Source organism: Sphingomonas sp. Leaf257 (genome assembly GCF_001422185.1).
In the GTDB taxonomy this organism is placed as follows: domain Bacteria; phylum Pseudomonadota; class Alphaproteobacteria; order Sphingomonadales; family Sphingomonadaceae; genus Sphingomonas; species Sphingomonas yabuuchiae.
The window spans coordinates 242,751-256,077 of sequence record NZ_LMMH01000033.1 but is presented as its reverse complement, the minus strand read 5'-3'; the positions used below and the strand labels follow the sequence as shown (position 1 = coordinate 256,077).

General features: G+C 65.0%; 11 protein-coding genes. All 11 read right to left on the bottom strand.

Features of this window, described 5'->3' with window-relative positions; translation table 11 throughout:
• Positions 1-151: 151 nt before the first annotated feature.
• Entirely contained in the window at positions 152-1,036 is an 885-nt protein-coding gene (locus ASF14_RS15625; RefSeq protein WP_236697096.1) for an AraC family transcriptional regulator, read from the bottom strand.
• Positions 1,037-1,168: 132 nt separating this feature from the next.
• Positions 1,169-2,563: a dihydrolipoyl dehydrogenase gene (gene lpdA / locus ASF14_RS15620; RefSeq protein WP_056437006.1), complete on the bottom strand. Its 1,395-nt coding sequence runs from the start codon at positions 2,561-2,563 to the stop codon at positions 1,169-1,171.
• Positions 2,564-2,672: 109 nt separating this feature from the next.
• Positions 2,673-3,902 (bottom strand): 2-oxoglutarate dehydrogenase complex dihydrolipoyllysine-residue succinyltransferase, encoded by a 1,230-nt coding sequence (odhB, locus tag ASF14_RS15615; protein WP_056437226.1) that lies wholly within the window; start codon positions 3,900-3,902, stop codon positions 2,673-2,675.
• 112 nt (positions 3,903-4,014) lie between these two features.
• On the bottom strand, positions 4,015-6,993 hold the full coding sequence (locus ASF14_RS15610; RefSeq protein WP_056437002.1) for a 2-oxoglutarate dehydrogenase E1 component: 2,979 nt from the start codon (positions 6,991-6,993) through the stop codon (positions 4,015-4,017).
• Between the two features lie 130 nt (positions 6,994-7,123).
• On the bottom strand, positions 7,124-8,008 hold the full coding sequence (gene sucD, locus ASF14_RS15605; RefSeq protein WP_042484035.1) for a succinate--CoA ligase subunit alpha: 885 nt from the start codon (positions 8,006-8,008) through the stop codon (positions 7,124-7,126).
• 56 nt (positions 8,009-8,064) lie between these two features.
• On the bottom strand, positions 8,065-8,361 hold the full coding sequence (locus tag ASF14_RS15600; RefSeq protein WP_056436998.1) for a GIY-YIG nuclease family protein: 297 nt from the start codon (positions 8,359-8,361) through the stop codon (positions 8,065-8,067).
• Between the two features lie 54 nt (positions 8,362-8,415).
• Positions 8,416-9,378 carry a malate dehydrogenase gene (mdh, locus tag ASF14_RS15595; protein WP_056436995.1) on the bottom strand — a complete coding sequence of 321 codons (963 nt, stop codon included), beginning with the start codon at positions 9,376-9,378 and terminating at the stop codon, positions 8,416-8,418.
• A gap of 132 nt (positions 9,379-9,510) precedes the next feature.
• The gene (gene zapE / locus ASF14_RS15590) at positions 9,511-10,623 is read right to left on the bottom strand and encodes a cell division protein ZapE (protein WP_056436993.1); all 1,113 of its coding nucleotides are present in this window, start codon (positions 10,621-10,623) and stop codon (positions 9,511-9,513) included.
• Positions 10,624-10,841: 218 nt separating this feature from the next.
• The gene (locus tag ASF14_RS15585) at positions 10,842-11,621 is read right to left on the bottom strand and encodes a succinate dehydrogenase iron-sulfur subunit (RefSeq protein ID WP_042484025.1); all 780 of its coding nucleotides are present in this window, start codon (positions 11,619-11,621) and stop codon (positions 10,842-10,844) included.
• 110 nt (positions 11,622-11,731) lie between these two features.
• On the bottom strand, positions 11,732-12,307 hold the full coding sequence (locus ASF14_RS15580) for an ATP-dependent Clp protease proteolytic subunit (RefSeq protein WP_056436990.1): 576 nt from the start codon (positions 12,305-12,307) through the stop codon (positions 11,732-11,734).
• 143 nt (positions 12,308-12,450) lie between these two features.
• Positions 12,451-13,320 carry a phenylalanine 4-monooxygenase gene (gene phhA, locus ASF14_RS15575; RefSeq protein ID WP_056436981.1) on the bottom strand — a complete coding sequence of 290 codons (870 nt, stop codon included), beginning with the start codon at positions 13,318-13,320 and terminating at the stop codon, positions 12,451-12,453.
• Positions 13,321-13,327: the final 7 nt, after the last annotated feature.

The window sequence follows — 13,327 nt, the reverse complement described above, 5'->3', positions numbered from 1 at the left end:
TGCCGCCCCTTTTGGTATGGGGCATCCTCGCAAAAACTCGCGATACGATCCCGGCGAACGCCCGCATGCAATTTGGTCAACGCCAGTATGTCACGTCATCGATCCGCAACCGGCCCCCGTGGGCGTGGTACGGGAGGACGGTGGCGGCCCCCTATTTCAGCGGCAGGAACAGCTCCGCCACTGCCTCATGCTCCGGAACCTCGGGGAACAGACTGAGACGCTGGCAATAGAGCGGGAAGTCGCGCACCTCCTCACCGCTGGCCGGTAGCCATTCGCGGTAGAGATAGAGTGCGGCGGGCTCGAGGTTATCGGTATGGCCGACGACGCGCAGAACCGCGCAACGGCCACCGGGAATGGTGCCGGTTTCGATCTGCTCCCCTCGGAGATCGATCGGGCGATCGGTGCCGACGCACAGGTCCATGCGGTATTCAGCAGGAGGCGTGGTGCGCGGGTCGGAGTGGAAGATATTGAAGGTTGCACTAACCTTCGGCGACAGGCCCGCCGCCTTGCGCCAGGCAATGAAGCGCTGGACGGTCGCACCGATCGTTGCCGGATCGCCGTGATGCTCCATGATAGCCACCGGGGTCGGACTCACCTCGCGGATCATCACATCGTCAGGGGTATAGGCGTTCTGCATGTACGTGCTTCTCGCTTTGCCGAGAGGCCCGAAGGCCACGAGCCACGGCGCCCAGTCGGGCGCTGTCCGGAAGGATGACGGCGATTGCCCGAACCTTTGCCGAAAGGCCCGGGCAAAGGCATCGGGCGCTTCGTAACCGGCATCCATCGCGATTTCCGTCACGCTTTGCGCATCCCGATAAACCAGCCGATAGGATGCCCGTTTCATCCGGGCGAGTTGGACATAGCGATGCACCGTGAGCCCGAAGGTCGCCGCGAACTGCCGGTGGAAATGATATTTCGAGAAGGCCGCGACGCCGCTGAGCGTATCCAGGTCAAGGTCATCGTCGAGATGCCGATCGATATGATCCAGCACCCGCTGCATCCGGCCCTGATAGTGGCAAAGCGCCGCCGTCATCATCCTGTCCTCCGTGGCCGGTCCAGTTAGACGCTACCCAACCACCGGCGCTCGACCGATCTTGCGCTTCCCCCATAACAAAAGGGGCGAGCACCTCGCGATGCCCGCCCCCCTCGTTGATCCGGTAAAGCCCGATCAGATGTGGATCGGCTTGCCCTGCACCGCCATGGCGGCTTCCTTGAGCGCCTCGGCATGGGTCGGGTGGGCGTGGCAGGTATAGGCGATGTCTTCCGACGTCGCGCCGAATTCCATCGCCTGCGCGGCCTGCGCGATCATCGTGCCCGCGAGCGACGAGATGATCCACACGCCCAGCACACGGTCGGTCTTGGCGTCGGCGATGACCTTCACGAAGCCGTCGGTGTCGCGGTTGGTCTTGGCGCGGCTGTTCGCCATGAAGGGGAACTTGCCGACCTTGACCTCGCCACGCTCCTTGGCGGCTTCTTCCGACAGGCCGACACCGGCGATCTCGGGCATGGTGTAAACGACGCTGGGGATGACGTCGTGGTTCACGATGCCGGTCTGGCCCGCGATATTCTCGGCCACCGCGACGCCTTCGTCCTCGGCCTTGTGCGCGAGCATCAGGCCCGGTGCCACGTCGCCGATCGCCCAGACGCCGTCGACATTGGTCGCGAAGTCATGGTCGATCTCGACCTGGCCACGGCCGTTCAGCTTCACGCCGGCGGCTTCCAGGTTCAGCCCGTCGGTGTTGGGCTTGCGGCCGATCGCGACCAGCACGGCGTCGGCCGACAGCGTTTCCGCCGCACCGCCAGCCGCCGGTTCGACCGACACGGTCGCGCGGTCGCCCTCGACGGTGACGCCGGTCACCTTGGTCGAGGTCTTCAGCTCCATGCCCTGCTTCTTGAACAGCTTGGCCGATTCCTTGCGGACCTCGCCATCGAAGCCGGGCAGGATTTGGTCGAGATATTCGACCACCGTGACCTTGGCCCCCAGACGACGCCAGACCGAGCCCAGCTCCAGCCCGATCACGCCGCCGCCGATGACGACGAGATGCTCCGGCACCTTGGGCAGCGCCAGCGCGCCGGTCGAGTCGACCACGACCTTCTGGTCGATTGCGACGCCCGACAGCGGGGTCACGACCGAGCCGGTCGCGATCACGATGTCGCGCGCGGTGACGGTCTGGTCGCCGACCTTGACCGTGCTCGAATCCTGGAACGCGGCCTTGCCCTTCAGCCAGGTGACCTTGTTCTTCTTGAACAGATATTCGATGCCGCCGGTCAGCTCGCCGACCGCCTTGGCCTTTTCGGCGTGCATCTGGTCGAGGTTGAGCTTGGCGCCCTCGATCTCGACACCGAACTTGGCGAGGGCACCGTGCGATGCTTCCTCGAACAGCTCGGACGCGTGGAGCAGCGCCTTGGACGGGATGCAGCCGACATTGAGGCAGGTGCCGCCCAGCGTCTCGCGCGCTTCGGCGCATGCGGTCTTCAGGCCCAGCTGCGCCGCGCGGATCGCCGCGACATAGCCGCCGGGGCCAGCGCCGATCACCAGGACGTCATAGTCATACTCAGCCATTTGTCTCTCCCGTTCCCCGGCTCTCGGGGTCCAGCCTGCGGGCGCACCCGCCTGTCACAGCAAGGACGGACCCTCGACCGTTCGAGGGCCCGTATAGATCACAAAGCAATCAGAGGTCGATCAGGATGCGGGTCGGATCCTGGATCGCGTTCTTCAGCGCGACGAGGAAGGTCACCGCCTCGCGACCGTCGATGATGCGGTGGTCATAGGACAGCGCCAGGTACATCATCGGGCGGATGACGATCTGGCCGTCGACGACGACCGGACGCTCCTCGATACGGTGGAGGCCCAGCACCGCCGACTGGGGCGGGTTGATGATCGGGGTCGACATCAGCGAGCCGAACACACCGCCGTTCGAGATGGTGAAGGTGCCGCCCTTCATCTCGTCCATCTTGAGCGTGCCGTCCTTGGCGCGCTTGCCGAAGTCGCCGATCGTCTTTTCGATGCCCGCGACCGTCAGGTCCTGTGCATCGCGGATGACCGGCACGACCAAGCCGTTAGGGGCCGAGACGGCGACCGAGATGTCGGCATAATCGTGATAGACGATCTCATCGCCCTCGATCGAAGCGTTGACCGACGGAATGTCCTTCAGCGCCATGGTCGCGGCCTTCACGAAGAAGCCCATGAAGCCCAGGCGGACGCCGTGCTTCTTTTCGAACAGGTCCTTATACTTGGCGCGCGCCTCGATCACCGCGGTCATGTCGACGTCGTTGAACGTCGTCAGCATCGCGGCGGTGTTCTGCGCTTCCTTCAGGCGCTTGGCGATCGTCTGACGCAGGCGCGTCATCTTCACGCGCTCTTCCTTGCGCGCCGAACCGGCGGGGGCAGCGGCCGGAGCAGCGGCGGCAGGCGCCGGTGCGCTCGACTTGTTGGCGGCGGCGGCGGCGACATCTTCCTTGGTGATGCGGCCGTCCTTGCCGGTGCCCTTGATCGTTGCGGGGTCGAGGCCATGCTCGAGCACCGCACGACGCACGGACGGCGACAGCGCGGCGGGCGAGTCGCTCGACTCGTCAGCGGCAGGCGCAGCGGCGGCAGCCGGAGCCGCCGCCGGGGCTGCGGTCACGGCCGGGGTCGCAGCTTCGGTCTTGGCCGGAGCCGAACCACCGGCCTCGACGGTCGCCAGCAGCGCGCCGACCTGCACCGTGTCGCCGACCTTCACGGCATGCTCGCCCATGACACCCGCCACCGGCGAGGGCACTTCGACCGAGACCTTGTCGGTCTCCAGGCTCGCGATCGGCTCGTCGACCGCCACCGCGTCACCCGGCTGCTTCAGCCATTCGCCCAGCGTCGCTTCGGAGATCGATTCGCCCAGTACCGGGACCAGAACTTCAGTCGCCATTTCCATTTCCTCCGCCCGGTCCATCGACCGGGGCTCTTACGCGGGCGGGCAAGACGCCCGCGCCAGATTTCATCCCTCCCCGGCTCGGTCACGAACCGGGGAACTCGGTAAGTCAGTCCACAGCCGCCGTGGTCGGCTTGGCGGTGGTGTTGCTGCCCTCGGCGCGCGTCCGGCGGATTTCCTCGCGGACATTATGGCCCAGCGCATCGGCGACCAGCGCGCCCTGCTCGGCGGTGTGGCGCTTCATCAGGCCGGTGGCGGGCGAAGCCGCCGCCGCACGACCCGCATAACGCGCCCGCTTCACGCTCGCACCGGCAGCCGCCAGCGACTCCTCGATCAGCGGCTCGACGAAGAACCAGTAACCGTTGTTCTTCGGCTCTTCCTGCGCCCAGACCACGTCCTGCAGGTTCGGCATGCGCGCGATCCGCTTGGCGAGCGCGTCGCTCGGGAACGGATACAGCTGCTCGACGCGCACGATCTGGGTCGTGGTGTCGCCCGCCGCGTCGCGTGCCTCGATCAGATCATAGGCGACCTTGCCGGTGCACAGGACCAGCCGCGTCGTGGCCTCGTCGGCGGCACCATTGGTGTCCGACAGCAGGCGACGGAAGTGGCTCTCGCCCTGGAAGTCCTCGGCCTTCGACACCGCCAGCTTGTGACGCAGCAGCGACTTGGGCGTCATCACGATCAGGGGCTTACGGAAATTGCGGTGCATCTGGCGGCGCAACAGGTGGAAATAGTTGGCCGGGGTGGTGCAGTTCGCAACCTGGATATTGTCGTTGGCGCAAGACTGGAGGAAGCGCTCGGGACGGGCCGAGGAGTGCTCCGGACCCTGACCTTCATAGCCGTGCGGCAGCAGCATCACCAGGCCGTTAGCACGCAGCCACTTGGACTCGCCCGACGTGATGAACTGGTCGATCATGATCTGCGCGCCGTTGACGAAGTCGCCGAACTGCGCCTCCCACATGACCAGCGTCTTCGGGTCGGCCAGCGCATAGCCATACTCGAAACCAAGCACGCCATATTCGGACAGCGGGCTGTCCAGTACTTCGAAGCTGCCATGCTCGACTGTCTTCAGCGGCACATACTTGTGCTCGTCGGTCTGGTCGACCCAGACCGCGTGACGCTGCGAGAAGGTGCCGCGACCCGAATCCTGGCCCGACAGGCGGACGCCGTAACCTTCCGACAGCAGCGAACCGAAGGCCAAGGCCTCGCCGGTCGCCCAGTCGAAATTCTCGCCGGTGGCGAACATCTGGCGCTTGGCGTCGAGCACGCGGTTCAGCGTCTTGTGGACCTGAAGCCCCTCGGGGATCGTGGTCAGCGTGCGGCCGATCGCGTCGAACAGCTTCTTGTCGAGACCGGTCTCCACGTTGCGGCGACCCTGGTCGGTTTCCTTCGGTGCCGACAGGCCCGACCAGCGACCGGCGAACCAGTCGGCCTTGTTGGGCTTATAGCTCTGACCCGCCTCGAACTCGCCTTCGCAGCGCGTGGTGTACTGCTTGATATTCTCGTCGACCCAGGCCTGATCGACCACACCCTCGGCGACAAGACGCTTCGCATAAGTCTCGGCGACACCGGGGTGCGAGCGGATCTTGTTGTACATCAGCGGCTGGGTGAAGCCCGGCTCGTCGCCTTCGTTGTGACCGAAGCGGCGATAGCACCACATGTCGATCACGATGTCGCGGTGGAACTTCTGGCGGAACTCGATCGCCATCTTGGTGGCGAAGGTCACCGCCTCGGGATCGTCGCCATTGACGTGGAAGACCGGCGCCTGGACGCCCTTGGCCACATCCGACGGATAGGGCGAGGAGCGCGCGAACTGCGGCGAGGTAGTGAAGCCCACCTGGTTGTTGATGATGAAGTGGACGCAGCCGCCGGTGTTGTAGCCACGGATGCCGGAGAAGCCGAGGCACTCCCAGACGATGCCCTGGCCCGCAAAGGCGGCGTCGCCATGGATGAGCACCGGCACCGACGCCGAGTGATCGGTCAGGTCGTCGGCGATCGTCTGGATCGCGCGGGTCTTGCCCAGCACGACCGGGTTCACCGCCTCGAGGTGCGAGGGGTTGGCGACCAGCGACATATGGACCTTGTGGCCGTCGAACTCGCGGTCGGTCGAGGTGCCCAGGTGATACTTCACGTCGCCCGAACCGCCGATATCATCCGGGTTGGCCGAACCGCCGGCGAATTCGTGGAAGATCACGCGCAGCGGCTTGGCCATGACATTGGCCAGCACGTTCAGACGGCCGCGATGCGCCATGCCGAACACGATCTCGCGCACGCCCATCTGGCCACCATATTTAATGACCGATTCGAGCGCGGGGATCATCGACTCGCCGCCGTCCAGGCCGAAGCGCTTGGTGCCGACATACTTCTTACCGAGGAACTTTTCCCACTGCTCGGCCTCTATGACCTTGTTCAGGATCGCCTTCTTGCCATCGACGGTGAAGTCGATCGCCTTGTCCTGACCTTCCATCCGGTCCTGGAGGAAGCGGCGCTCCTCCACGTCCGCGATGTGCATATATTCGAGGCCGATATTGCCGCAGTAATTCTTGCGCAGCGTGTCGACCAGCTCGCGAACGGTCGCCCATTCGAAGCCCATCGTACCACCGAGATAGACCTTGCGATCGATATCGGCGTCGGTGAAGCCGTGATATTCGGTCTTCAGATCTTCCGGCAGCTCGCGCAGGCCCGACAGGCCCAGCGGGTCGAGATTCGCCGCAAGGTGGCCGCGCACGCGATAGGTGCGAATCAGCAGCTGGGCGCGGATCGCGTCACCCGCCGCCTTGACGATGTCGGCAGTCGAGGGGGCCGCGGCGGCGGCTGCCGGAGCGGGCTTCCCACCCTTGGCGGGCTTGGGGGCCGGTTCCATCTGGGTCGGGTCGAGACCCGCCGTCAGATCGTCGGTCGAGGTCAGCGGCCAGCGCTTGTTCTGCCAGCTGGGGGCGCCCACGCCCTGCTCCAGACCCTCGAAGAAGGTCCGCCAGCCCGCATCGACCGACGACTGGTCGGCCTGATACTTGGCGTAGAGCGTTTCGATGAAGGCGGGGCTGACGCCCGCCGCGATGTCGCTGAATTCCTGGCCTTCGTAGCCCATGAGACGCTTCCTCGACCGCCCGTCTTCTTCATGATCGCCACCCCGGCACATCCGCCTGGGGTCCGCAGCCGCGAGCGGCCCGCCTGCCGCCACGGACCCCGGCGGTTGTGCCGGGGTGACGCGATACGCCTTACTTGTTCAGCACCGACAGCAGCGTCGAGCCGAGCTCCGACGGGCTGGCCGCGACCTTGATCCCGGCCGCTTCCATCGCCGCGATCTTGTCCTCGGCGCCGCCCTGGCCGCCCGACACGATCGCACCGGCATGGCCCATGCGACGGCCCGGAGGCGCGGTGCGGCCCGCGATGAAGCCGGCCATCGGCTTCGAACGGCCGCGCTTGGCTTCGTCACGCAGGAACTGCGCGGCTTCTTCTTCCGCCGAGCCGCCGATCTCGCCGATCATGATGATCGACTGGGTCTCGTCATCGGCCAGGAACAGCTCCAGCACGTCGATGAAGTTGGTGCCATTGACGGGGTCGCCGCCGATGCCGACCGCGGTCGTCTGGCCTAGGCCAGCGTTCGAGGTCTGGAACACCGCCTCATAGGTCAGCGTGCCCGAGCGCGACACGACGCCGACCGAGCCCTTCTTGAAGATCGAACCCGGCATGATGCCGATCTTGCACTCGCCCGGCGTCAGCACGCCCGGGCAGTTCGGACCGATCAGGCGCGACTTCGAACCCGACAAAGCGCGCTTCACCTTGACCATGTCGAGGACCGGAATGCCCTCGGTGATGGCGACGATCAGCGGGATTTCCGCGTCGATCGCTTCCAGGATCGAGTCGGCCGCGAAGGGCGGCGGCACATAGATGACCGACGCGTCGGCGCCCGTCTTTGACTTGGCTTCGGCGACGGTGTTGAAGACCGGCAGGCCGATATGCTCAGTGCCGCCCTTGCCCGGCGTCACGCCGCCGACCATCTGCGTGCCGTACGCCAGCGCCTGCTGGGTGTGGAACGTGCCGGTTTCACCCGTCATGCCCTGGGTGATGACCTTGGTGTTCTTGTTGACGAGGATGCTCATCTAACTTCTCTTCCTCTTGTTCCCCGGCGAAGGCCGGGGCCCAGTGGGGGAAACGGTCATGGCAGTGCGATCCGGTCGTAAAGATCATCCCAGTCGGGATTGAGCCCTTCGATTTCCCGCAACTTCCAGGCCCGCTTCCATTCCTTCATCCGCAGCTCGCGCTGCCGTGCTGATTCGATGCTCTCATGCGCCTCGAACCAGACGAGGCGATGACAGCGATGCTTTCGCGTGAACCCGGCGACCACCCCGTCGCGATGCTGAAGCACGCGCCGGGCGAGGTTGCTGGTCACACCGAGATAGAGCGTCCCGTTGCGATCGCTGGCCATGATATAGACATAGCCCGGTCGCTCCATCTCGAATGCCTTCCCAACTGGGCCCCGGCCTCCGCCGGGGCACAATGGAATGGATCAGGCCAGCGACTCGTCGATACCCTTGCAGGCGACGAGCAGTTCCTTGACCGCGTCGACCGAGACCTGAAGGTTGGCCTTCGCCTCGTCCGACAGCTTGACCTCGACGACCTTCTCGACGCCGTTCGCGCCGATCACGACGGGGACGCCGACATAGAGGTTGTCGATGCCATACTCACCCGACAGGTGAGCCGCGGCAGGCAGGATGCGCTTCTGGTCGTACAGATACGCCTCGGCCATCGCGATGCCGCTGGTGGCGGGCGCATAATAGGCCGAGCCGGTCTTGAGCAGCGCGACGATCTCGCCGCCGCCGCCGCGGGTGCGCTTGATGATCTCGTCGACCTTTTCCTTGGTCGAGAAGCCCATCTCGATCAGGTCGCTGACCGGGATGCCGCTGACGGTCGAATATTCCAGGACCGGGACCATGGTGTCGCCGTGGCCGCCGAGCACGAAGGTGTTCACGTCCTTCACCGACACGCCGAACTCCTCGGCGAGGAAGTGCGAGAAGCGCGCCGAGTCGAGCACGCCCGCCATGCCGACGACCTTGTTCGCCGGCAGACCCGAGAATTCGCGCAGCGCCCAGACCATCGCGTCGAGCGGGTTGGTGATGCAGATCACGAAGGCGTCGGGCGCGTTGTCGCGGATGCCCTCGCCGACCGCCTTCATCACCTTCAGGTTGATGCCGAGCAGGTCGTCACGGCTCATGCCGGGCTTGCGTGCGACACCGGCGGTGACGATGATCACATCGGCGCCCGCGATATCGGCGTAGTCGTTGGAACCCTTGATATTCGCGTCGAAGCCTTCGACCGGGCCGCACTGCGACAGGTCGAGCGCCTTGCCCTGGGGAACACCCTCGACGACGTCGAACAGGACGATATCGCCCAGCCCCTTGAGCGCGGCGAGGTGCGCCAGCGTGCCGCCGATATTACCGGCGCCGATCAGCGCGATCTTCTTGCGAGCCATTCCAATCCTACTCCGTAGTGGACGTACGTGATTGGTCACGCGGCCTACGCCTATTGCGGCGTCGGGGCAACCGTTATTCCACAGAGTTTAAGATTTTAAACGATAATGGTTCGCAAGTGCATTAAGGCCTGATCAAGGCCCCTCCGAGCCATGGCCTTGGGCCAGATAATCCTCGGAGCGCATCTCTTCCAACCGGCTGATCGTGCGCTCAAACTCGAACCGGCCGTCGCCGGTTTCATAGAGTTCGGCGGGCTGGGCATCGGCTGCGGCGAGCAGCTTGACCTTATGTTCGTAGAGCGCGTCGATCAGCTGGACGAAGCGCGCCGCCTCGTTGCGGTTCTCCGGCCCCAGCTTGGGGATGCCGACCAGGATGACGGTGTGGAAGCGCCGCGCGACCGCCAGATAGTCCGCCGCCCCCCGCGCCTCGCCGCACAGCCGCTTGAACGAGAAGACCGCGACGCCCTTCAGCGCCTTGGGGACATGCAGCACGCGCCCGCCCACCTTCAGGTCCTCAGAGGGCACATGCGCGGCATCCTCGACCGGATAGTCGGTCAGGCGGAAGAACGCCGCCGACAAGGTAATCGTCGCCTTGGGGCCATTGGGCACCAACCACGTGTCCAGCCGCCCCAGCCGGTCGCGCCGATAGTCGGTCGGGCCGTTCAGCGCCAGCACGTCCAGCCGCGCCTCGATCAGCGCGATGAAGGGCAGGAAATGCTCGCGGTTGAGCCCGTTCTTATAGAGATCCCTGGGCGGCCGGTTGGAGGTGGTGACGATCGTCACCCCCGCCTCGATCAGCGCGGTGAACAGCCGCGACAGGATCATCGCGTCCGGGCTGTTCGTCACCATCATCTCGTCGAACGCCAGCAGCCGGACTTCCTCGGCAAGGGCTGCAGCGACGGGGGCGATCGGGTCGCCCGCCTGCTTGGCGCGTTCGGTGGCGATGCGGGCATGCACCTCCAGCATGAACTCGGCGAAATGGACGCGGCGCTTGGCCTCGACCGCGACATGGTCGAAGAAGAGGTCCATCAGCATCGACTTGCCGCGCCCGACATCCCCCCAGAGATAGACGCCCTTCGGGACAGGCGCCCCCTTGCCGGTCAGGCGGGCAAACAGCCCGGTCTTGCGCGGGGTTTCCAATTCGGTCGCAAGGGCTTCGAGCCGGGCGGCGGCGGCCGCCTGTTCGGGATCGGGGCGAAGCTCTTCGGCGGAGACCAGGCGATGATAGGCGTTGAGGATGTCGGGCATGTTGGGGGCGATGTCTGCCCTGGGGTGGCTGGCGTCAACCCCTCTCCACCCTCACCCTTCCCACCCGCTTGCAGCGGGCGGGCCCCTTCCCTCTCCCATCGGGAGAGGGAGAGAGGCGCGTCAGCGCCGGAAGGGTGAGGGTGTTTGGCGGACCAGATAGAATTGAAAAAGGGGGCCGTCTCCGACCCCCCTTTCCGTTTTCATCGAAAGCAACCGGATCAGATGACCCGCTCGGCTTCCATCTTCTTGATCTCGGCGATCGCCTTGGCCGGGTTCAGACCCTTGGGGCAGACATTCGCGCAGTTCATGATCGTGTGGCAGCGATACAGGCGGAAGGGATCCTCCAGCTCGTCCAGACGCTCGCCGGTCATCTCGTCGCGGCTGTCAGCCAGCCAGCGATAGGCCTGGAGCAGGATCGCCGGGCCAAGGAACTTGTCGCTATTCCACCAATAGCTGGGGCACGACGTCGAGCAGCAGGCGCACAGGATGCACTCGTACAAACCGTCGAGCTTGGCGCGGTCGTCCGGCGACTGGAGCCGCTCCTTGCCCGAGGGGGCGGGCGACACGGTCTGCAGCCACGGCTTGATCGAGGCATATTGCGCATAAAAATGCGTGAAGTCGGGAACCAGATCCTTGACCACGTCCATATGCGGCAAGGGCGTGATCTGGACCGTGCCCTTCACATCCTCGATCGCGGTGGTGCAGGCCAGGCCGTTGCGCCCGTCGATGTTCATCGCGCACGACCCGCAAATGCCCTCGCGGCACGAACGACGGAAAGTCAGCGAGCTGTCCTGCTCGGCCTTCATCTTGATCAGCGCGTCGAGCACCATCGGGCCGCACTCGTCCAGATCGACCTCGAACGTGTCGTAGCGCGGGTTCTGACCCGAATCGGGGTCGTAGCGATAGACCTTGAACTTTTTCAGGCGGCCGCCGGTGGTCGCCTGGTGCGTTTCGCCCTTCTTGATGACGCTGTTCTTCGGCAGGGCAAATTCGGCCATGGTCTCTAACCCGCTGGATGGGCCGGTCCCGGGACCGGCAAAGGATTAGCAGAGCCGATACATGACAGGGCCGGTTGTCGCAAATGTCTTCGCGCGATTTAGGCGCGGAGTCAGATCACATCAAGGACCAGCCCCAGGTCGCGCGCTTCCTCGGCGTCGATATACCAATTGCTGGTCGCCTTTTCCCGCAACGTCTCGAACGACACCTGCGAACCGTTGACGATGGCGCGGAAGCCCTCTTCCTGGATCAGGACCGACTGCTCGATCTCATGCAGCTTGGCCTTCAGGATCGCGGGCAGGCTGGTGAGCGGGCCGGTCAGGTCGATCGAACCCGACATTTGCCGTTCGTGCAGCATCAGCCGGGTGCCGCGCGTCAGGAACCGCGTCTCGACCGGAAAGGCCGACATGAAGGTAGCCCCCGCCGAATAGACCGCGACCTTACCCAGGAACAGCGTCTCGCGCCCGGTATAGTCGCGCAGCAGCCGGATCGAGTCGCCCATGGCCCGCGCCATTTCCGGGTCGCCACCCAGCGTGGTGATCGACACGACCAGCGGGCCCTCGGTCGGCGCGGCGGCAAGCTGGTCCTTGAAACCGGCATACATCACCTCGTCCACCGTGCCGTAAAGCTGGACATGGGGCTGGGCGAGCAACGGGTATTTCACCGCTCTGTTGGGCTGGTCATGCATGACATGGCGAACCGGAGTTGCGGGATAAGGTTCCGAAGGTCCGGGCGTGGCCTTCGACTTCGCTCAGGCTGAACGGAAGTTTGTATCTAGCCGCTTTTCCTACCCCCGTTCAGGCTGAGCGAAGTCGAAGCCCAAGGGAATCCCTATCCGCCCTTCGCCCGGGCATAATCCTGCGTCCCCCGCGTCATCACCTCGTCCCCGTCGACGATCGCCGCCACGGGAATATCGGGCAACGCCTTGATTGCCTCATAAAGCGGCGCGAAGTCCGTCTCCAGCGTCGTGCGCAGCAATTCCTCGTAACTCGGGATCACGAAATAATTCTGCTGGAAATCGTCGATCCGATATTCCGTCCGCATGACGCGGGCGAGGTCGAAGCCGATCCGGTTCGGACTCGGGTCCTCCAGCGCGAAGCGGCTTTCCGAATAGCTCGACACGATCCCCGCGCCATAGATTCGCAGGTCGCCATCCTCGCGCACCAGCCCGAACTCGACGGTGTACCAATAGAGCCGCCCCAGATATTTCAGCGCATCCATGCCCAGCGCCCGCTGCCCGCCCCGCCCATAGGCGGCCAGATAATCGGCGAAGACCGGATCGGCGAGCATCGGCACATGCCCGAAAACGTCATGAAAGACGTCCGGCTCTTGCAGATAATCGAGCTGGTCGGGCCGCCGGATGAAATTGCCCGCGACGAAACGGCGATTGGCCATATGGTCGAAGAACACGTCGTCGGGCACAAGCCCCGGCACCGCCACGACCTGCCACCCGGTGAGCTTCATCAGCCGTTCGGACAGTTCCTCGAAATCGGGAATGCCCGGCCGCGACAGCTTGAGCACGTCGAGCCCGCGCAGATAGGCCTCCGACGCACGGCCCGGCAGCAGCCTGGACTGGCGCGCGAACAGCGTGTCCCAGGTCGCATGTTCCTCTGCGGTGTAATGCTCCCACCCCTGCGGGATGGTCCAGTCGGCGGAGGCTCCCTCGGGCGGGGCGGCGAGAACATGGGTATCCTGTGCCATTCGCGGA